Consider the following 19,733-nt stretch of genomic DNA (forward strand, 5'->3'; position numbering starts at 1 on the left):
GGAGACCGGAATGGTTCAACGTGGTGGGGGTGGTTTCACCTACGTGGTGTACCCAGCAAGCCGAGACGCATATATATCGGCACGCCCGGGATCCGTGTACGCGGAATTCGACGTGCCGAAGTCTTCACTCATTCCTGGCGGCAGGTCGGGGGACTTCAAGATGTCAGATTCCGACACCATCTTTGCTCGTCTGGCGCAGAAGAAGGGGAACCCTGTTCCTCAACTTCCCGAGGCCAAGAACATCAAGCTGGGAGGATGGGGATGTCCCTAGGTAGTGTGCTGCTGGAGCGGGCTCAGGAGTGGATCCGACAGGAAATCCACAAGACAGAGGCTCTGCGGGATATTTCAGAGATTGAGACGTCCCCTAATGAGGGTGAGCTGACGTCAGTGAGCTGGATCCTTGATGGCGGCAACTTCATGGCTCAGGTGGTGCTGTGGGATACCGGGGAATTCGAGGAAGATCTAGCGAACTCGGAAACGGGCCAAGTTCGCACGCGGAGCGGCCGCCTGACGGCGCTTGATGATCTCGAACCCTGCCTTGCGGCCGCCCGCGATTGGGTTCTCCAGGACCTTTGAGGGTTCGCTGGTAAGTGTGCGTTAGCGAATATGGAGCCCCGTCAGCAGCGCCTGGCGGGGCTCCATCGTGGTGTGACGGCAGTAGTTGACGGCAAGGCCAGCGGGCGGGGACCGCGCAGAGCGATGGTTCGTCGTCGGGCTTGCCAGTGATCTCGGAGGGGTTGCGGAGGGCGTGGCCGAGGAGGTCGATGGCGTCGCGTTGGAGGTGGAATCGGGGCGTGGGCGTAAACGTCGGCGGTGACGCCGATGTGGGCGCGGCCGAGGGGTGGGCTCATCATTAGGTGGGGGTGCAACCGGCGGTCGGTGAGGATGGGGCGCCCGAGGCTCCTGAGCTGTCTCTGCGGGCTGTGAATGAGGCTCTCGGCGCGACCGGGTTCGCCGCATTCGCGGGGACCGACTGCGTCGCCCCCTGTGTGTCCCGCCGTAGTGGCGCATCCTGGCGGCCCTCACGTCCACCCTGTCCATCCGCTCCATCGTGCTGCCAGCTGGCCCGGTCGTCGCAAGGTAGGCAGGCGGGGGAGAAGAAACCCGGAAACGCAAACATGCGGCCCTTGCTTAACCTGTGAGCAACAGTCGGCAGTCTGTGGCGCACGTCCCGCCCCCTCGCCAAGCCCGATCATGTTGGTTCCACCAACGCACACGGCTCAACCGGGAATACGCTCTGCTCAACTAGCAATTGGCGCCTGCTGTCCAAGCCGGTGCGCGGGGGCCTGCAACCTCATGGGCAAGGGCTGCATTGGACAAGGGCACGTAATAGGTCTCAGAGGGCGGGCCGCCTCGACCCCCATTGGTAATGGGGCGGTGAAAGTGCTCGAAAGTCCTCGTGAGAGGGGTGGTCCGCTCTTCCGGAGTTGCCGGTGTCCTGATCGTGTCCCAGCCGCGATGACCGTGGAGGTCACCCGTGATGGCACCGATCCTGTTCACCGCCTTTTGCATGTCCGGGTGACCTGTGCCCATGCAGTGGCGCGGTCGCGCACAGGTGACTGCTCGGTGACCGCGTGGTTCCGGAATCGGTCGCGACGAGTGCCGGTGCTCACGGCTTTCCGATGCGGAATCCACACCGGTGCCGCACTCCCGGCCACTCCCGCCACTGCTCGTGGAAGGGCGGATCGATCCCCGCTTGGCGATTCGCGCCGTTCAGGAACCCCAGATGACCACCCCCACCGGGCGTGGCACCGTGGTCACCGGCGCCGTCGAGCGCGGCACGGTGCGCGTCGGTGACCGCGTGGAGGTGCTCGGCGCCGACACGGAGACGGTGGTCACGGGCCTGGAGACGTTCGGCAAGCCGATGGAGGAGGCGCAGGCGGGGGACAACGTGGCGCTGTTGCTCCGCGGTCTGCCACGCGACGCCGTACGCCGCGGTCATGTCGTGGCGGCGCCCGGCAGTGTCGTTCCGAGCAGGCGCTTCACCGCGCAGGTGTACGTCCTCTCGGCGCGCGAGGGCGGCCGCAGGACCGCGATCGCCACGGGCTACCGGCCGCAGTTCTACCTCCGCACCGCGGACGTGGTCGGCGACGTCGACCTCGGTGACGCGGCGGTCGCCCGGCCCGGCGACACGGTCACGATGACGGTCGAGCTGGGCCGCGACGTGCCGTTGGAGACGGGCCTCGGCTTCGCGATCCGGGAGGGCGGCCGCACCGTCGGGGCGGGCACGGTCACGGAGGTCGCCTGACGGGGCGTGCCCGGGCGCGCCCGCCCGGAGGGTCGGGGTGTACGCACTCGTGCGCACGCCCCGGCCCACGCCCCGGCGAGGAGTACGCCTACGTCATCGCGACGCGGTACAGCGTCGCGAGCGCCTCGTCGATGGGGTGGGGCTCGGGCCTGCCCGCGGAATCGAGCTTGTTCCACCGCTGCAGGTTCACCGCGACCGCCAGCTGCCGCTTGCCGTCGGCGCGGGTCATGGCCAGCGTCCCGCCACCCCAGACCGTGCCGCCGTGGCCCCAGAAGACGCTCTGGCCGGGGCCCTCGGTCGGGTACAGGCCGAGGCCGTAGTCGATCGTCTTCTGCTCCTGGGAGACGATCTGGACGGTGCGTCGCATCTGCGCCAGCGACGAGTGGCTGACGATCTGGCCGGACAGGAGCAGGCCGTAGAAGCGGTTGAGGTCCGAGACGGTTGATATCAGCGAGGCCGAAGGGCCCGCGAACGACATGTCGAAGACGCTGTAGTCGCGCGGCGGGTCGATCTTGCCGAGCCATGACTCGTAGAGCAGCGAGTGCGGCCCCTCGACGTGTGGTCCGGTGGGGAATCCGGTGTCCCGGAGCCCGGCGCGCTCGATGACGTTCCGGGTGATGTGCTGCTCGGTCGGGGTGTCGGTCACCTGTTCGAGGAGCTGGGCGAGGAGCAGGTAGTTGGTGTTGGAGTACAAGCCCGGAGCGCCGCCGGGGACGCCGACGGCGGGTGCGGAGGCCCCCATCTCGATCAGGGCGGTGGGATCGAACCGGGTGAACCGGTGGTCGTCCAGGCTCTCAGGCCCGGTGGCGGCGAAATCGGGGAACGCCTTGAGGGAGGGGTAGGCGTACGGCAGGTACTCGGCGAGGCCGCTGGTGTGGTTGATCAGCATCCGGACCGTGATCGCGTCACCGCGTTCGCCGGGCACCAGCTTCGGGAGGTACCGGCCGATCGGTGCGTCGAGACCGATCCGACCGGCCTCGACCTCCCGCAGGACCGCGGCGGCGGTGAAGGTCTTGGTGACGCTGCCGACGCGGTGGCGCATGTCGGCGGTGACGGGGCGGCCGGTGGCGACATCGGCGACGCCCGCGGCGCCGCGCCAGACGTCGTCACCGTCCCGTACCTCGGCGAACAGGCCCGGCACACCGGCGCGGTGGACGTTCTCGATGGCCGAGTCCAGCTCCGCGGAGTTCAGCCCCGTGGAATTCAGCTCCGCGGAGTTCAGCTCCGTGGAATTCGGCGAGTTCTTCACGTCATGCGTCCTTTCGTCTTCCCCGGGGCGGGCGCCGCAAGGGGGGCACCCGAGCCGGACAACAGGGCACGAGCGGCATGCCGGTCCGACCGGCAGCCTCATGTCCTCATTATGCACGCGGTGCGTGCAACACCAAGTGCATAGGTACGCTGGGTCCCGGCGAGAGGAGCAACATGGCAGGCCGCAGGCGTTGGTCGACCGAAGAGATCCTGGATGCGGCGGCGGAGTTGCTGCGCACGAGCGACGCGGACTCGTTCAGCGTGCGCAAGCTCGCCGCGGCCCTCGGGACCGACTCCTCCAGCCTCTACCGGCACTTCCGCAGCAAGACCGAGCTGCTGCGCGCGGTCGCCGACCGGATACTGCTGACCGCGATGGCCGACCACCGGCCCGAGGGCGACTGGAAGCAGCGGGTCACCGCCCTGGCCCTGCGGGCGAGAGAGGCCTTCGGGCAGCAGCCCCAACTCGCCGCGGTCTGGGGGCGCTACGCATCGGGCGGCACCGGTTCCCGGCTGGCCATGGAGGAGCTCCTTCAGGCGCTGCGCGCGTCCGGACTGCCCGACGCGGAGATCCCGGCGCGCTACCACCGGATCGTGGTCCTCATCGTCGCGTTGATCTCCTCCGAGGCCGCGGTCAGCAGCATCACGCCCGAGGAGTACGAGCAGGGCATGGAGCTGTTCCGCGTCGCGGCGCTGGGCGCCGACCCCGAACGCTTCCCCGCCCTGGCCCACTTCGCCCGCGACGTCCGCCCCCTCGGGGTCGAACGCGGCGCCGCGTTCGAAGAGATCCTCGCCGCTCAGCTCGCCCAGATCGAGGCCGAGATTCCCCCGGGCCCGCCGACGGCCGGGGGCAAGGGCTGACGACGGACGGGCACAATGGGCGGGTGGACGAGCACGAGTTCGAGGGCGGAGCCGGTGACGAGGCGATTCCGGTGACCCGGGACGTCGATCACGGCACCGCCAAGCTGATGCCCGACGTAGACAGGGCCAGGGCCTGGCTGCTCACGGTGGACGGGGCCCCGCAGTCGTACGTCGACCTGGACGCGCCCACGCACCTGGAGTTCGAGTACGCGCGGCGGCTGGCGCACGTCCTGGACACCACCGGCGAACCCGGCCTGCCGCTCGACGTCCTCCACCTCGGCGGTGGCGCGCTCACCCTGCCCCGCTACGTCGCGGCCACCCGGCCGGGATCCCGGCAGGACGTCGTCGAGGCGGACCGCGCCCTGCTGGAACTGGTCGCCGAGCACCTGCCGTTGGCCGAGGGCGCCGGGGTCACCGTGCACGGCGCGGATGCCAGGGCGTGGCTCGACCGGGCGCCGGACGACAGCGCGGACATCGTCGTCGCCGACGTCTTCGGCGGTTCACGGGTGCCCGCGCACCTGACCACCGTCGCCTACGCCAGGCAGGCGGCCCGCGTCCTGAGGCCGGACGGACACTACGCCGCGAACCTCGCCGACGGCTCGCCCTTCACCTTCCTCCGCTCCCAACTGGCCACCTTCGCCGAGGTCTTCGAAGAGCTCGCGCTGATCGCCGAGCCGTCCGTGCTGCGCGGCCGCCGCTTCGGGAACGCGGTGCTCGTGGCCTCGCACGAACCGCTCGACATCGCGGCCCTGACCCGGCGCGCGGCGTCCGACGCCTTTCCCGCCAGGGTCGAGCACGGGGCGGCGCTGCGGCGCCTGATCGGTGACGCGAAGCCCGTGCGCGACGAGGACGCGGTCGCCTCACCCGAGCCGCCCGACGGGGCTTTCAGCGTCGGCTGAGGCGAGTCCGACGTCCCCGCGTCGCCACCGGCGTCGAGAACCGCGAACGCCGCCGCGATCAACGCCCCGTGGCTTCCGAGGTTCGTCACGATCGCGGCGGCGGTCAGCGGCGGTCAGCGGCGTGTAGTTGCGGCCTGCCCAGGAGAGCCTGCCCAGGAGAGCCTGCCCAGGAGGGCCCGCCCAGGTGGCTCGGAACCGGGCCCCGCGCCCCGGGGCTCAGGACTCGTCGCTGCCCTTGCTCCACCGGACGGTGTTGAGGACCTTCTTCACCGTGGCGTCGGGGACCTCGTCCTTGACGCCCTTGGCGCCGTAGAGGGTCCAGGCCACGTATTCACCGGACTCGTTCTTGAAGGAGAAGGTGGTGGCCTTGCCCTCCGTGTCGCACTTGCCGGATCCGGCGGCGCCCTCGGTGACGGTGGTGACGAGGCTGCCCTTGATGCCGGCCTTGGTGGTGTAGTCCTCGATCTTGCCGATCTTGATCTTCTTCTTGTCCGCCTTCTTCTGGTCGGTGTACCCGGCGAACACCCACCAGGCCGAGTCGTTGCGCGCGACGTCCTTGGTGTCCTTCGCGCCGTTCTGACCCTTGGTGCCGACGACGGCGAGGGACGTGTCGTCCTCCTTGCCGTCCTTGTTGCTGTCCGACGTGCACCACTTTTCCTTGAGGACGGCGGGCGCGGACATGATGATCAGGGCGCTGCCGTCGCCCTTCTTCTCGTCCTCGAAGCCGATGAGGGTGTCGGGCGTCTCCACCTTCCAGTCGGCGGGTACGTCGTAGGCGGTGCCCCACTTGGGGTTCACCACGACCTGCCAGCCGTCGACGGTCGGCTTGTCGCCCTCCGCGTTGCGTTCGTTGTCGCCGCTCGGCTTCGGGCTCGGGTCCTTGGTCGCGGACTTCGAGGGCTTCGCGGGCCCCGCGCTGTCGACCTTGTCGTCCTTGTCGTCGCCGAGGACGAAGAACGCCGTGACGCCGGCCGCGGCGAGCACGGCGAGCGAGGCGACGATCGCGGTGACCTTCGTCTTCTTGTCACCGCCGCCGTTGCCGCCACCGGCGCCGCCCTGCTGCACGGTCGGCATCGGGGGCGGCGTCGGGGCCGCCCAGTGCGACTGCTCGGGCTGCGAGAAGGCGCCCGGCTGCGGCGGCTGCTGCTGCGGCTGCGCGGGAGGCGGCGGATAGCCACCCGGCTGCTGCGGCGGTTGCTGCTGGTATCCCGGCTGCTGATACGGGTTCGGCTGCTGGTACCCCGGCTGCTGGTACGGGTTCTGACTCTGGTCCTGCGGGTTCTGCTCGCCCCCGGGCGGCTGCTGTTCTGGCCACATGGCCAGTAACCATAGAGGGGGGTGGGGCCCCTGTGCCATGGGCGCCCCCGGTGGGGCGGACACGGGGCCCCGGGACGGGCCTCGGGACGGGCTCCGGAGACGGGAGGAAGGGGTGGAAAACGTCAGGATTCCGTGGGGTCGCCTTGGGTGCGCACGGTGCTGAGGATCTTCATCACCGTCTCCTCGGGAATCTCGTCCTTCACCCCGGTGGCGCCGTAGAGGCTCCACACGACGTACTCACCGGCGGCGTTCTTGAAGCCGAAGCTGATCGCCTTGCCGTCCGTCGCGCACTTGCCCTTCATGGGGGTGTTGACGGACTTGGCGCGGGAGATGCTGCCCTTGATGCCGGACTTCGTGGTGTACGGCACCGGCTTCTCCTCGGGGCCGAGGCTCTTCTTGTCGGGCTGCGTGTAGACGCCGTAGATCCACCACGAGACCTGGTTGACCGCGACCTCGTCGGTGTTCTTCGCGCCGTTGGCGCCCTTGGTGCCCACGGCGGCGAGCTCGTGGTCCTCGGTCTTGCCGTCCTTGTTGTCGTCGGCGACGCACCACTTGGGCTTCAGGTACGCGGGAGCCGACATGGTCATGAGCGGCTTGCCGGTCTTGTGGTCCTCCAAGGCGATCGCCGAACCGGGATTCTGCACGTCCCACTCCGGCGGTACGTCGAAGGCGGTGCCCCACTTGGGGTTCACCACGACGCGCCAGCCCTTGACGGTCGGCTTGAGGCCGTTGTCCGTACCGCGCTCGCTGTCGCCGTCGCTGCCGTCGCTGCCGTCGCTGCCGCCGCCATCGGTGCCCGGCGTGGAGTCTGGCTTCTTGGCCGCGGATCCCGCGGGGGAGTCGGCCTTGGTGTCCTCGTCGTCCTTGTCGCCGCCGAGGACCAGGAATCCGGTCACGCCCGCGGCCACGAGCACGGCGGCAGCGGCCACGATGGGGATGACCTTGGATCTGCCGCGGTCGCCGGGCCCGCCCTGCCCGCCGTCTCCCGCGCCCTGGCCGCCGTCGCCCGGCGCGGGCTGCTGGTACGGACTCGGTGCCTGATGGCCCGGCTGCTGGTATCCCGGCTGCTGGTATCCCGGCTGCTGATAGGGATTCGGCTGCTGGTAGCCCGGCTGCTGGTACGGGTTCTGACTCTGGTCCCGCGGGTTCTGCTCGCCCCCGGGCGGCTGCTGTCCTGGCCACATGGCGGGCCACGATACGGGTGCGCCACGCCCAAGATCACAGCCACCCCGGACGACAGCTCCCGGGGCCCGCGCTCAGTCCTTGCGGACGTCGTACTCGCGTACCGTCGAGAGGATCTTCCGCACGGTCGCGTCGGGCACCTCGTCCTTGACGCCCTTGGCGCCGTGGAAGGACCAGGAGGCGAACTCGCCGCCCGAGTCCTTGAAGGCGAACACGGTGGCCTTGCCGTCCGACGCGCACTTGGCCTGCTTGTCCACACCGGCCGAACTGGCGCTCGCCAGGCTGCCCTTGAGGCCCGACTTGGTGGTGTACGACTCGACGGCGCCGGTCGTGACCTTCTCCTTGTCGGGCTGCGTGTACGCCCCGTAGACCCACATGGTCGCGTCGTTCCGCGCGGCCTGCTCGGTGCTCTTGACGCCCCTGTTGCCCCTGGTGCCCGCGGAGGCGAGCGACGTGTAGTCGGGCCTGCCGTCCTTGTCCTCGTCGGTCGCGCACCACTTCCGCTGGTAGAACGCGGGGGCGGCGAAGGCGGCGAGGTACGTCTCCGTCTCGTCGCCCTCCTTCACGACGCCGCCCGCCCAGTCCCTCGACTCCAGGGCCCACCCCGGAGGCACGTCGAAGGCGAGGCCGCGCTTCGGATTGATGACGACCTTCCAGCCGGGCACGGTCGGCTCGGGTTCGCCGTCGTCCCCGGTCCGGGGGTTGGAATGGTCGGAGGCGTCCGCCGAAGGCTCGCCGGACGCGGACCGCGTCGGGTCCGGCTTCGCGGTGTCGTCCTTGTCGCCGCCGAGCACCAGGAACCCCGTCACGCCCGCGGCGACCACGACGGCGCCCGCCGCGACGATGGCTATCAGCCGGGCCTTCCTGCCGTCGCCTCCGCCGCGCGGCGGTTCGGGCGGCGCGGCCCCAGGGCCTCCGGGCACCGTCGGCGCGTTCCATGGAGCCTGCTGCCCGTACGGGTTGGGCTGCTGGTACCCCGACTGTTGGTAGGGGTTCTGGCTCTGGTCCCGCTGGTTCTGCTCGCCCCCGGGCGGCTGCTGTCCTTGCCACATGGGGAGCAACCATAGGTGACGGTGATCTCCCCGGAGCCGGGGTCCTGGTCAGGAACGCTACCCATGGGTAACATCACCGGGCATGAGCGCAGACCAGATGTCGATCGGCGAGATGCTCGCCGCCACGGTGCCGATGGCCAGGACGCTGAACCTCGAGTTCCGTGAGACCGCGCCGGACAAGGCCGTGGTGGCCCTGCCCGACCAGAGCGAGTACCACAATCACGTCGGCGGGCCGCACGCCGGTGCCATGTTCACGCTGGGCGAGTCCGCGAGCGGGGCCATCGTGCTCGCCGCGTTCGGCGCGCAGCTCTCGCGGGCCGTGCCGCTCGCCGTCAGTGCCGAGATCTCGTACAAGAAGCTGGCCATGGGGCCCGTGACGGCCACGGCGACCCTCGGCCGTCCGGCCGCCGACGTGATCGCCGAGCTCGACGAGGGCAAGCGCCCCGAGTTCCCCGTGGCCATCGCGATCCAGCGCGCGGACGGCGCCGTCACCGGCGAGATGACCGTCGTCTGGACCCTGCGGCCGAACGACCCCAGCTGACCCCTCGCGGGGCGCCGTCGCCGACCCCCGCCTCCGAACCCCGACGCCCGGGACGCGCCAGTACGCGTCCCGGGCGTCTCCCTTTATTTGTTCAACTCATTGACACGAGTCAAGGCCAGTCATAGTTTTCCCGCCGTCCCTCGCGGTGTCTAACGGTGCGTCAAGTCTGTTTTGTCGCATAGTGCGTTCAAACGTCGAATGCTCGAAGGCACAGAAGGAAGTGACGGCTCATGTCCGACTCCGTGTCCCGGCGGTCAGCCCTCGGGCTGCTCGGCGGTGCGATCACCGTGGCCGCCGCGGTCACCGCCGATGCGGCGTTCCCGTCGTACGCCGCGGTCCGCGCGAGACGGGAGACCGGCGCGGGCCCCCGCGTCGAGTCCCTCATCGGCAGGCTCACGCTCGACGAGAAGATCTCCCTGCTGCACGGCGCCGACGACCCCGAGGGGCTCGGCCAGGCGGGCTACGTCCCGGGCGTGCCGCGCCTCGGCATCCCGCCGCTGCGGCTCGCCGACGGCCCCGCCGGTGTCCGCGTCGCCGCCCGCGCCACCGCGCTGCCCGCGCCCGTCCTGCTCGCCTCGGCCTTCGACCCCGCACTCGCGCGCCGCTACGGCCGGGTGATCGGCCGTGAGGGGCGCGCCCTGGGGCAGGACGTGCTGCTCTCGCCGATGGTCAACCTCATCCGTACGCCGTACGCGGGCCGCAACTTCGAGACCTTCGCCGAGGAACCGCTGCTCGCCGCCGAACTGGTCGCCGAGGAGATCAAGGGCATCCAGGGCGAGGGCCTCATCGCCACCGTCAAGCACTTCGCCCTGAACAACCAGGAGAAGGACCGCATGTCCGTCGACGTGCGGGTGGACGAGCGGACCCTGCACAAGACGGAGCTGCGCGGCTTCGAGGCGGCCGTCGCCGCCGGTGCCGGATCGGTCATGGGCGCGTACAACAAGGTTAACGGCACCTTCGCCTGCGAGAACAAGACGCTCCTCAGTGACGTCCTGCGCGAGCTCTGGGGCTTCGAGGGCTGGGTGATGACCGACTGGTTCGCGCAGCACAGCACCGTCGCCGCGATCGCCGCGGGCCTCGACATGGAGATGCCGGACGACGGCTACTTCGGGGCCGCCCTGAAGAGGGCGGTCGAGGACGGCAGCGTCCCCGAGGCGCAGGTGGACCGTTCCGTGCGCAGGATCCTCGGTGTGATGGACCGGTTCGGGCTGCTCGACGGGAGCGCCCCGCGGCGCCCCGACCGCGATCCGGAGGCGGGCGCCGCCGTCGCCCTGGAGGTGGCCAAGGCCGGCGCGACGCTGCTGCGCAACGCGCACGGCGCGCTGCCGCTGACCGGCCGTGCGGCCCGGGACATCGCCGTCATCGGACCCACCGGCAGACACCCGTTCGTCAGCGGCGGCGGCAGCGCCCACGTGGTGCCCGACCACGCGGAGGCGCCGCTGGACGCCATCAAGTCCCGCGCGGGGCACGGCGCCCGCGTGAGCTACGCGCTCGGCGAGGACCTCTACGGCGAGCGGCTGCCCGAGTCCGCGCTCACGCCAGGCTTCGATCCGGAGGGGCAGGAGGTGGCAGCGGGCAAGGAGTGGTCGTACGAGGGGACCCTCACCGTCGAGGAGGACGACGAGTGGACGCTCGTCGTGCACTACTCGGGAGACCGGCCCCGGATGGAGCTGGACGGGGTGGAGCTGTATCCGCCGTTGCCGGGCGTCGGTGAGTTCTTCACGGGCGGCCTGACGTCGGCGGCGCCCGACGGGCTGCGGGTGCGCCGCTCGACACAGGCCCTCTCGCGCGGCGGGCACCGGCTGAAGATCAGCGCGAAGGGCGGCGAGAAGGGGCAGACCTTCCGGCTGCGGCGCGTCACGCGGGCCACGCGCTCGGCCGATGTCGCCGAGGCCGTCCGGGCGGCGCGCGGCGCGCACGCGGTGATCCTCTTCGCGTACGAGGACGCGACGGAGGGCCAGGACCGCACCGCGCTCGCCCTGCCGGGGCACCAGGAGGCGCTGATCAGGGCGGTGACGGCCGCCAACCCGCGGACCACCGTGGTCCTGAACACCTCGTCGGCGACCGCCATGCCGTGGCTGGAGCGGACCGCCGCGGTGCTGCAGATGTACTACCCCGGCCAGGAGGGCGCGGCCGCCACCGCCGCCGTCCTGTTCGGGGACTGCGACCCCGGCGGGCGGCTCACCCAGACGTTCCCCGTGGACGACGACCACCACCCGACGGCCGGTGACCCGCGCCGCTATCCGGGCGTCGACGGGGTCGAGGAGTACACGGAGGGCAGCCGCATCGGCTACCGCTGGTACGACGCCGAAGGGGTGCGGCCGCTCTTCCCCTTCGGGCACGGCCTGTCGTACACCACCTTCGCGTACTCGGACCTGACGGTCCGTCGGGCGGGGCGCGACGGCGTCGAGGCGGAGTTCACGGTGCGCAACACCGGGACCCGCGACGGCGTCACCGTCGCGCAGGTGTACGTCGGCCCGTCGCCCGACGTGAAGCGGGCGCGGGCCGAGCGGGTGCTCGGCGGCTACCGGCGGGTCCCGCTGCGCGCGGGGGAGCGGCGGCGCCTGACCGTGCGGGTGGCCGGGCGGACCCTCTCCACATGGGACGCCAAGCGGCACGACTGGGCGCTCGGCACGGGCCGCAGAACCGTCCAAGTGGGCACCAGCGCACGTGACTTGATCCTCTCGGGAACCGTCGTCGTCAAGGGAGCCAGATCATGAGGAGAAGCCGGATACGACGCGCCGCGTCGGTCGTCGCCGTCCTTGCGGCGGCCGCCGCGGCCACCCTGGTGCCGCAGTCGGCGCAGGCCAGGGACGACACGGCCGCGGACCGTACGCTCGTGCGCACCGACGCCGGATGGGTGCGCGGCCTGTCGACCGCGCAGGGGCGGCAGTTCCTCGGCGTTCCGTACGCGGAGCGGCCCGTCGGCGCCCTGCGCTGGAAGGAGCCGAGGACCGCCGAACCCTGGGCGGGCGTGCGCCGGGCCGATCGGTTCGGCAACCACTGCGTACAGGCGGCGAGTTGGGACCCCGGCTACGAGAAACCCAGCCACACCGAGGACTGCCTCGACCTCAACGTGTACACCCCCATCGGTGCGCGCCACCGCCCCGTGATGGTCTGGCTGCACGGCGGCGGGCTCACCGCGGGCGCGGGCGAGGACATCGTGCCCGACACCTTCGCCCGGGAGACCGGCACCGTGGTCGTCACCGTCAACTACCGCCTCGGAGCCATGGGGTTCCTCGCCGCCGAAGGGCTCGACGGCGAGGCGTCCGACCGCGTCTCGGGCAACTACGGACTGCTCGACCAGCAGGCCGCGCTGCGCTGGGTGCGCGCCAACATCGGCCGTTTCGGCGGCGATCCGGGCCGCGTCACCATCGCGGGCGAGTCCGCGGGCGGCCGCTCCGTCTGCACCCTGCTCGCCTCGCCCACCGCGCGCGGCCTGTACCGCGCGGGCATCGTGGAGAGCGGCGCGTACGGCGACTGCGCGGGCCGCGAGCACCGGCGGGCCGTCGGTGACGGAGCGGCGTTCGCGAAGAAGGCGGGCTGCCCCGACCCGGCGACCGCCCTCGCCTGTCTGCGGGCCAGGCCCGCCAAGGAGATCCTCGCCGCGCAGGCGGGCTTCGACTGGGGTCCGGTCGTCGGCGGCGCCTTCCTTCCCGAGCAGCCGAAGACGGCGTACGAGAACGGGAGCGCGGCCCGGGTGCCGGTCCTGAACGGCGCCAACAGCGACGAGGGGCGCCTCTTCGCCTTCTCCCAGTTCGACGGGCAGGGCACGCCGCTCACCGCGGAGGGGTACGCGCCCGCGCTCACCGAGGCGTACGGTCCCGAGCTCGGTGGCCGCGTCCTGAAGGAGTACCCGCTCGCCGCGCACCCCTCGCCGACGACCGCCTACGCGGCGGCGATGGGTGACCGCATGTTCGCCTGCACCGCCCTGCGCATGAACAAGGCGCTCGCGGGACGCGGGCCCGTCTACGCCTACGAGTTCGCCGACCGCACCTCGCCGCCCTTCGCCTCGCTGCGCGACCTCGACACGGACTTCGACTTCGGCGCGACGCACGTCAACGAGGTGCAGTACCTGTTCAAGCACTTCGGTCTCGTATCGCCGCTCAACGCCGAACAGCGGGCGCTCTCACGGCAGATGGTGCGGTACTGGGGCTCGTTCGTCCGCGACGGTGTGCCTCTCGCGCACGGCGCGCCCGCGGCGCCCGACCAGCGCACCCGGCCGGGGCGGGTGTTGTCCCTGCGCACCGCGTCGGCAGGCGGGACCGCGATCAGCGCGACCGTGCACGGCGAGCACCGGTGCGGTCTCTGGGACGCCGTTCCTTCGGAGTGAACACCTCCGGGTAGGCTGCCCGTCTCATCCGCACAGCTCTCATGCACACAGCATTACGGAGGAACCGGCGTTGCACGTCCAGGAGTGGCTGGAGCACGTCCCAGCCGTCAGCATCTACGCGCTGGTGGCCCTCGTCATCGGCCTGGAGAGCCTGGGCATTCCGCTGCCCGGTGAGATCGTCCTGATCTCCGCGGCGCTCCTGTCGTCCCAGCACGGCGACATCAACCCCGTCGTCCTCGGGGCGTGCGCGAGCGCGGGCGCCATCATCGGTGACTCCATCGGGTACGCCATCGGGCGCAAGGGCGGACGGCCGCTCCTGGCCCGCCTCGAACGAAAGTTCCCCAAGCACTTCAGTGCGGCGAACGTCGCGAGCGCCGAGCGGTCCTTCCAGAAGTGGGGCATGTGGGCGGTCTTCTTCGGCCGCTTCGTCGCCCTCCTGCGGATCTTCGCGGGACCGCTCGCGGGCGTCCTGCGCATGCCCTATTGGAAGTTCCTGATCGCCAACGTCCTCGGCGGCATCGTCTGGGCGGGCGGCACCACCGCCGTCATCTACTACATCGGCGTGGTCGCCGAGGACTGGCTCAAGCGCTTCTCGTACCTGGGGCTCGCGGCCGCCGTGCTGATCGGCCTGGCCTCGATGCTGCTCGTCAAGCGCAGGGCGAAGAAGGCGGCGGCCGAGGCGGACAGTGCCGGTGCCGGTACCAGTACCGACACCGAAGCCGCGGTGGCCGAGCGGCAGCCCGTCCCGGCCGCCGACTGAGTCACCCCGCGGCGTGCGCGTCGCGGTGGGCCCTGGCCAGCTCGACGTACATCGTGCCGTTCAGGGAGATGCCCTCGCGCTCCTCGTCCGTGAGCTGCCTGCGTACCTTCGCGGGCACGCCCGCGACGAGCGAGCCCGGGGGCACTTCCATGCCCTGGGGCACGAGCGCCTGCGCCGCGACCAGCGAACCAGCCCCGATCACCGCGCCGTTGAGGACGGTGGCGCCCATGCCGATCAGGCAGTCGTCCTCGACGGTGCAGCCGTGCAGGACGGCGTTGTGACCGACCGAGACGCGCTCGCCGACCGTGATGGGGAAGCCGGGGTCGACGTGCAGCGTGCAGTTGTCCTGGATGTTGCTCTCGGCGCCGACGACGATGGGCCCGCAGTCGGCGCGCAGCACCGCGCCGTACCAGGTGCTCGCCCCCGCGTGCAGCGTCACCTCGCCGAGCACGACGGACGTGGGCGCGGTGAAGGCGTCCTGGTCGATCTTCGGATCCTTGCCGCCGATGCCGGTGATGAGTGCCTCGTGGCCCATCGACTCGCTCCCTCTGCCGTGCGTCTGTGTCGCGCCGCGCCTGACGGCACCGTACGGGACGCCGGGCCGCCTGCCGCCGCATGGGGTGAAGATCACAGGACGGGGGCCTGCGCGGCCCCGGGGCACTGAGTAACGTGAGCGCGTGCCGAAGAACAGGAACACGTTCTCATCCCTTGCCGCCGCGCGGCGCCGCATCGCGCAGCGCGCCGTCCACGCGGGCTGGTCGTGGGTGCAGCGCACGGGCGCGGTGACGGCGGCGCACCCCGGGCGGCTGCGGTTCGGCGCGATCGGCGAGGGCACCAAGCTCGCGTTCCCGCAGGGCACGGTCTTCGGGGAGCCGTGGATCAGGCTCGGCGACCACTGCATCGTCGGGGAGCACGTCACGCTCACCGCGGGGATGATGCCGGACCTCGACCTCGGCCCCGACCCCATCCTGCGCATCGGCAACGGCGTCGTGCTCGGCCGCGGCAGCCACGTCATCGCCGACACCACGGTCTCGATCGGCGACGACTGCTACTTCGGGCCCTATGTGTACGTGACGTCCACCAACCACTCGTACGACGATCCGCACACGCCGATCGGGAAGCAGTGGCCGCGGATGGAGCCGGTGGAGATCGGGTCCGGCTGCTGGATCGGCACGGGTGCGGTGATCCTGCCGGGGGCGCGGATCGGGCGCAATGTCGTCGTCGCCGCGGGGGCGGTCGTCCGGGGCGCGGTGCCCGACCACGCGGTCGTGGCGGGAGCCCCGGCCAAGGTCGTGCGGACGTGGGACGCCGAGCGGGGGTGGGAGCCGCCGCTGCGCACGCCCGCGCCGGTGCCGATACCCGACGGGGTCACGCCGGAACAGCTGGTGGCGCTGGGGGAGTCGGGGGAGGCGTAGGCCGTGGCGGACGGCGTGGTCGGCCCGGTGGGCGCGGTCTGGACGGTAGGCGTGCTCGGCCCGGTGGGCGCGGTCGGCGAGGGTCCTCGCAGTACAGTGTGTTGAACCTTCGGGAGCCATCAGGTGCACCGCGTTGTACTTCAGTGAAGTGAACCCTGTCATCCAGGACATTGGACGGAATGTGTCGGACCTCGACCAGCTGACCCGGTCGCTCGCACGCAACCTCAAGCGCTGGCGCACCGAAAGGGCCTTCACCCTCGACGCCCTCGCGGCCCGCGCGGGCGTCAGCCGCGGCATGATCATCCAGATCGAGCAGGCCAGGACCAACCCCAGCGTCGGCATCACGGTCAAACTCGCGGACGCGCTCGGCGTCAGCATCACCACGCTCCTCGACTACGAACAGGGCTCGCACGTCCGCCTGGTGCCCCCGGAGCAGGCGGTGCGCATGTGGTCCACGGACGCGGGCAGCAGTACCACGCTCCTGGTCGGCACCGACGCGCGCGGCCCCTTCGAGCTGTGGTCCTGGCGGCTGATGCCGGGCGAGGGCAGCGACTCCGACGCCCATCCGCCGGGCACCGTCGAGCTGTTGCACGTCTCGGCGGGCGAACTGACGCTGCTCGTCGACGGCATCGAGCACCCGGTCCCCGCGGGGAGCGCCGCCACGTTCGCGGCCGACGTGCCGCACGGCTACCACAACAAGGGCGCCGAGCCGGTCACGATGACGATGTCGGTCTCGGTGCCGCCCGCCCGCGCCGCTTCGTACTGACGGCTGTTAGCGTGCCGCCATGCGCGCTCCCCTCGGTGACTTCGACGTCGTCCACCCCGCCCCCGACGTGCTCGACCTGCTTGTCGCACCCGTCGCCGCGGCGGTCCGGGCCTGGGCGGGTCCGGTGCGGGCCGAGGAGCTGGTGCACGTCGACACCGACCCGCGGTGGGCCGACACCGCCACCTTCCTGGAGCACTACGGCCCCGAACTGCTCGGCCAGTCCGCCAACTGCGTCGTCGTCGCGGGCAAGCGGGGCGGCGAGACCACGCTCGCCGCGTGCCTCGTCCTGTCCGGCACGCGCGTGGACGTGAACGGCGCCGTGCGCCGCCAACTCGGCGCCCGCAAGGCGTCGTTCGCGCCGATGGAGACGGCCACGGGCGAGACCGGCATGGAGTACGGCGGCATCACGCCGATCGGACTGCCCGCCGCGTGGCCCGTGCTCGTCGATCCGGCCGTCGCCGATCTGCCGTACGTCCTGGTGGGCAGCGGCAGCCGACGCGGCAAGCTGATCGTGCCGGGCAAGGTGTTCGCCGGGCTGCCGAACGCGGTCGTCGTCGAAGGGCTCGGCGTCGCCTGAGGCCGTCTGGCCGGGGTGGCGCCGCAGTCGCACCCGGTACGAGGAGCCTCGACCGAGCCGAACTGTCGTACGTAGCAGTCGTGTCGATGCTCAGGCGTCCAGGCCGCCGCGCGCGACGAGCTGACGCGCGATCACATTGCGCTGGATCTCGTTGGTGCCCTCGCCGACGAGCATCAACGGAGCGTCGCGGAAGTAGCGTTCGACGTCGAACTCCGTGGAGTAGCCGTGCCCGCCGTGGATGCGCACCGCGTCCAGGGCGATCCGCATCGCCGTCTCGGACGCGAAGAGCTTGGCCATGCCCGCCTCCATGTCCACGCGCCGCCCCGCGTCGGCCTCGCGGGCCGCGTGCAGGGTGAGCTGGCGGGCCGCGGAGAGCGAAGTCGCCATGTCGGCGAGGTAGTTGCCGATGGACTGGTGCTGCCAGATCGGCACGCCGAACGACTCGCGCTCCTGGGCGTAGCGCAGCGCGTCCTCGAACGCGGCGCGGCCCACCCCGAGCGCGCGTGCGGCGACCTGGAGGCGACCCGTCTCGAGGCCCTTCATCATCTGCCCGAACCCCCGGCCCTCGACGCCGCCGAGGAGCGCGTCGGCCGGTACGCGCAGGCCGTCGAAGGACAGCTCGCAGCTCTCCACGCCCTTGTAGCCGAGCTTCGGCAGATCGCGCGAGACGGTGAGGCCAGGGCCGTGCTCGGCGAGCAGCACGGAGATGCCGCGGTGCCGGGGCTCGGCGTCCTGATCGGTCTTGCAGAGCAGCGCGATCAGCTGTGAGCGTCGGGAGTTGGTGATCCACGTCTTCGACCCGTCGACGACGTACGCGTCCCCGTCGCGGCGCGCCACCGTGCGCAGCGCCTGGAGGTCGGAGCCGCCCTCCGGCTCGGTCAGCGCCATGGTCGCGCGCACCTGGCCGGTGGCCATGCGGGGCAGCCAGTGGCTCCGCTGGGCCTCGGTTCCGTAGTGCACGAGGAGCTTCGCGACGACCGTGTGGCCGCCCATCGCGCCCGCCAGGCTCATCCAGCCGCGCGCCAGCTCCTCGGTGACCAGGACGTAGCAGGAGGTGGAGACGGGGGTGCCGCCGAACTCCTCGGGGACGGCGAGCCCGAAGACGCCGAGCTCCTTCATGCCCTCGATGAGCGCTTCGGGGTAGGTGTCGGCGTGCTCCAACTCCCTGACGACCGGCCTGACTTGCTCGTCCACGAAGTCACGTACGGTCGTCACGACCAGGCGCTCGTCGGCGGACAGCGTGTCCAGGGCGCTCACCGGCAGACTCCTTCCGCGCGCAGCCGTGCGATGTCGTCCGGGTCACGGCCCAGCTCGCGCAGGATCGCCTCGGTGTGCTCGCCCGCGGCGGGCACCGGGTCCATGCGCGGGGTCACTCCGCCGAGTACGGCGGGCGGCAGCAGCGCCTGCACCGGCGCGTCCGTGCCGGGCACCTGGATGTCCTGCCAGCGTCCGCGCTCGGTCAGGACGGGGTGGTCGAGGAACTCGTGGACCGAATTGACGCTCGCGTTGGCGATGTTGGCGCGGTCGAGCAGCTGCATCATCTCGTCGCTGCCGAGTCCGGCGCAGCGTGCGGAGATGATCGCGTCGAGCTCGTCGCGGTGCGCCACCCGGTCGGCGCCCGTGGCGAACCTCGGGTCGTCCGTCAGCTCGGGCCTTCCGATGAACTCCGCGCACAGGGAGGCCCATTCGCGTTCGTTCTGCACGGAGAGCAGCACGTCGTTGCCGTCCGCCGCGGTGAACGGGCCGTACGGAGCGACCGTCGCGTGCCGGGCCCCCACGCGCGGTGGCTGGGTGCCGCCGTACCGCGTGTAGTAGGCGGGCTGGCTCACCCACTCGGCGAGCGCGTCGAAGAGCGAGACCTCGACGGTCGTCGCGCGCCCGGTCGTCGCCCGGGTGAACAGGGCCGACAGGATGCCGGTGTACGCGTACATCCCGCCCGCGATGTCGGCCACCGAGATCCCCGCGCGCACCGCTTCCTCGGGGGTTCCGGTGAGCTGGAGGAGACCCGTCTGGCACTGCACGAGCAGGTCGTACGCCTTGCGGTCGGCCCACGGTCCGTCCGTGCCGTAGCCGCTGACGGTGCAGGGGATCAGGGACGGATGGCGGGCCCGCAGCGCCTCGTGGCCCAGGCCGAGCCGGTCGGCGGCGCCGGGCGCGAGGTTCTGCACGAACACGTCCGCGCCCGTGAGGAGTTCCTCGAGGACCTCCCTGCCGCGCTCCGACTTGAGGTCGAGGGTGAGCGATTCCTTGGAGCGGTTGAGCCAGACGAAATAGCTGGCCTGGCCGTGCACCGTGGTGTCGTACCGCCGCGCGAAGTCGCCCCCGGGACGCTCCACCTTGATGACGCGGGCGCCGAGGTCGGCGAGCTGCCGGGTGGCGAAGGGGGCCGCGACGGCCTGCTCCAGGCTGACGACGGTGATGCCTGCGAGGGGGAGTGGGTGGGGCATGCCGCCGAGTTTGTACGGCCAAATCGGGGAGCGTCAATGCCTCCCTTGCCCGCCGGGCCGTTCGGTGCCCGGGGTTGACGGGCTCCGCGC

Annotated in this window: 17 protein-coding genes and 4 pseudogenes; 12 read left to right on the forward strand and 9 right to left on the reverse strand. The window is 71.3% G+C overall.

Annotated elements, in window-relative coordinates; translation table 11 throughout:
- Nucleotides 1-10: 10 nt before the first annotated feature.
- The 3 genes and pseudogenes from CP970_RS46230 to CP970_RS37635 all read left to right on the forward strand — a co-directional run.
- A pseudogene (locus CP970_RS46230) lies at nt 11-271 on the forward strand (TreTu family toxin); the annotation flags it as partial.
- 5 nt (nt 272-276) lie between these two features.
- Nucleotides 277-576, forward strand: coding sequence for a hypothetical protein (locus CP970_RS44450; protein WP_157877743.1), 300 nt, complete (start codon nt 277-279; stop codon nt 574-576).
- Between the two features lie 1,156 nt (nt 577-1,732).
- Nucleotides 1,733-2,248, forward strand: a pseudogene (locus tag CP970_RS37635) (EF-Tu C-terminal domain-related protein); the annotation flags it as partial.
- An 88-nt stretch (nt 2,249-2,336) separates the two neighbouring features.
- Here CP970_RS37635 and CP970_RS37640 read toward each other — a convergent pair.
- Nucleotides 2,337-3,389, reverse strand: a complete 1,053-nt coding sequence (locus CP970_RS37640) for a serine hydrolase domain-containing protein (protein ID WP_224059371.1) — start codon at nt 3,387-3,389, stop codon at nt 2,337-2,339.
- Nucleotides 3,355-3,459, reverse strand: a pseudogene (locus CP970_RS46070) (hypothetical protein); the annotation flags it as partial. The pseudogene CP970_RS46070 and the gene CP970_RS37640, both read right to left, overlap by 35 nt.
- Before the next feature lie 211 nt (nt 3,460-3,670).
- On the opposite strand from CP970_RS46070, the gene CP970_RS37645 reads away from it, so the two are divergent.
- Both CP970_RS37645 and CP970_RS37650 read left to right on the forward strand, forming a co-directional pair.
- Nucleotides 3,671-4,354, forward strand: coding sequence for a TetR/AcrR family transcriptional regulator (locus tag CP970_RS37645; protein WP_055550521.1), 684 nt, complete (start codon nt 3,671-3,673; stop codon nt 4,352-4,354).
- Between the two features lie 107 nt (nt 4,355-4,461).
- Nucleotides 4,462-5,253, forward strand: a complete 792-nt coding sequence (locus CP970_RS37650) for a spermidine synthase (RefSeq protein WP_055550555.1) — start codon at nt 4,462-4,464, stop codon at nt 5,251-5,253.
- On the opposite strand, the pseudogene CP970_RS45275 reads toward CP970_RS37650, so the two are convergent.
- The 4 genes and pseudogenes from CP970_RS45275 to CP970_RS37670 all read right to left on the reverse strand — a co-directional run.
- A pseudogene (locus CP970_RS45275) lies at nt 5,230-5,409 on the reverse strand (MFS transporter); the annotation flags it as partial. The gene CP970_RS37650 and the pseudogene CP970_RS45275 sit on opposite strands and share 24 nt — an antisense overlap.
- A gap of 60 nt (nt 5,410-5,469) precedes the next feature.
- Entirely contained in the window at nt 5,470-6,570 is a 1,101-nt protein-coding gene (locus tag CP970_RS37660; RefSeq protein ID WP_055550519.1) for a hypothetical protein, read from the reverse strand.
- 122 nt (nt 6,571-6,692) lie between these two features.
- On the reverse strand, nt 6,693-7,754 hold the full coding sequence (locus CP970_RS37665; RefSeq protein ID WP_055550517.1) for a hypothetical protein: 1,062 nt from the start codon (nt 7,752-7,754) through the stop codon (nt 6,693-6,695).
- Nucleotides 7,755-7,826: 72 nt separating this feature from the next.
- Entirely contained in the window at nt 7,827-8,804 is a 978-nt protein-coding gene (locus CP970_RS37670) for a hypothetical protein (protein ID WP_055550515.1), read from the reverse strand.
- Between the two features lie 82 nt (nt 8,805-8,886).
- Between CP970_RS37670 and CP970_RS37675 the strand changes: the two genes are divergently transcribed.
- The 4 genes from CP970_RS37675 (at nt 8,887) to CP970_RS37690 (ending at nt 14,438) form a co-directional block, all read left to right on the forward strand.
- Nucleotides 8,887-9,345, forward strand: a complete 459-nt coding sequence (locus CP970_RS37675) for a DUF4442 domain-containing protein (RefSeq protein WP_191095001.1) — start codon at nt 8,887-8,889, stop codon at nt 9,343-9,345.
- Between the two features lie 230 nt (nt 9,346-9,575).
- Nucleotides 9,576-12,065 carry a beta-glucosidase family protein gene (locus CP970_RS37680; RefSeq protein WP_055550511.1) on the forward strand — a complete coding sequence of 830 codons (2,490 nt, stop codon included), beginning with the start codon at nt 9,576-9,578 and terminating at the stop codon, nt 12,063-12,065.
- Nucleotides 12,062-13,678 (forward strand): carboxylesterase/lipase family protein, encoded by a 1,617-nt coding sequence (locus tag CP970_RS37685; protein WP_055550509.1) that lies wholly within the window; start codon nt 12,062-12,064, stop codon nt 13,676-13,678. The genes CP970_RS37680 and CP970_RS37685 overlap by 4 nt, the downstream gene beginning before the upstream one ends.
- Nucleotides 13,679-13,748: 70 nt before the next feature.
- A complete protein-coding gene (locus tag CP970_RS37690; RefSeq protein ID WP_055550507.1) occupies nt 13,749-14,438 on the forward strand; it encodes a DedA family protein in 690 nt (229 codons plus the stop codon).
- 1 nt (nt 14,439) lies between these two features.
- Here the strand turns inward: CP970_RS37690 and CP970_RS37695 are convergent, their stop codons facing one another.
- On the reverse strand, nt 14,440-14,973 hold the full coding sequence (locus tag CP970_RS37695; protein ID WP_055550504.1) for a gamma carbonic anhydrase family protein: 534 nt from the start codon (nt 14,971-14,973) through the stop codon (nt 14,440-14,442).
- A 142-nt stretch (nt 14,974-15,115) separates the two neighbouring features.
- On the opposite strand from CP970_RS37695, the gene CP970_RS37700 reads away from it, so the two are divergent.
- The 3 genes from CP970_RS37700 to CP970_RS37710 all read left to right on the forward strand — a co-directional run bounded on the left by CP970_RS37700 (nt 15,116) and on the right by CP970_RS37710 (nt 17,196).
- On the forward strand, nt 15,116-15,853 hold the full coding sequence (locus CP970_RS37700) for an acyltransferase (RefSeq protein ID WP_055550502.1): 738 nt from the start codon (nt 15,116-15,118) through the stop codon (nt 15,851-15,853).
- Between the two features lie 181 nt (nt 15,854-16,034).
- Complete coding sequence (locus CP970_RS37705; RefSeq protein WP_055550500.1) at nt 16,035-16,619, forward strand: helix-turn-helix domain-containing protein; 585 nt, start codon at nt 16,035-16,037, stop codon at nt 16,617-16,619.
- Nucleotides 16,620-16,638: 19 nt separating this feature from the next.
- On the forward strand, nt 16,639-17,196 hold the full coding sequence (locus CP970_RS37710; RefSeq protein ID WP_055550498.1) for a YbaK/EbsC family protein: 558 nt from the start codon (nt 16,639-16,641) through the stop codon (nt 17,194-17,196).
- Between the two features lie 90 nt (nt 17,197-17,286).
- On the opposite strand, the gene CP970_RS37715 is transcribed toward CP970_RS37710, so the two are convergent.
- Entirely contained in the window at nt 17,287-18,453 is a 1,167-nt protein-coding gene (locus CP970_RS37715) for an acyl-CoA dehydrogenase family protein (RefSeq protein WP_055550497.1), read from the reverse strand.
- Entirely contained in the window at nt 18,450-19,643 is a 1,194-nt protein-coding gene (locus tag CP970_RS37720; RefSeq protein ID WP_055550495.1) for a CaiB/BaiF CoA transferase family protein, read from the reverse strand. Before CP970_RS37720 ends, CP970_RS37715 begins: the two co-directional genes overlap by 4 nt.
- Nucleotides 19,644-19,733: the final 90 nt, after the last annotated feature.

The sequence above is a fragment of the Streptomyces kanamyceticus genome (assembly GCF_008704495.1).
Lineage (GTDB): Bacteria > Actinomycetota > Actinomycetes > Streptomycetales > Streptomycetaceae > Streptomyces > Streptomyces kanamyceticus.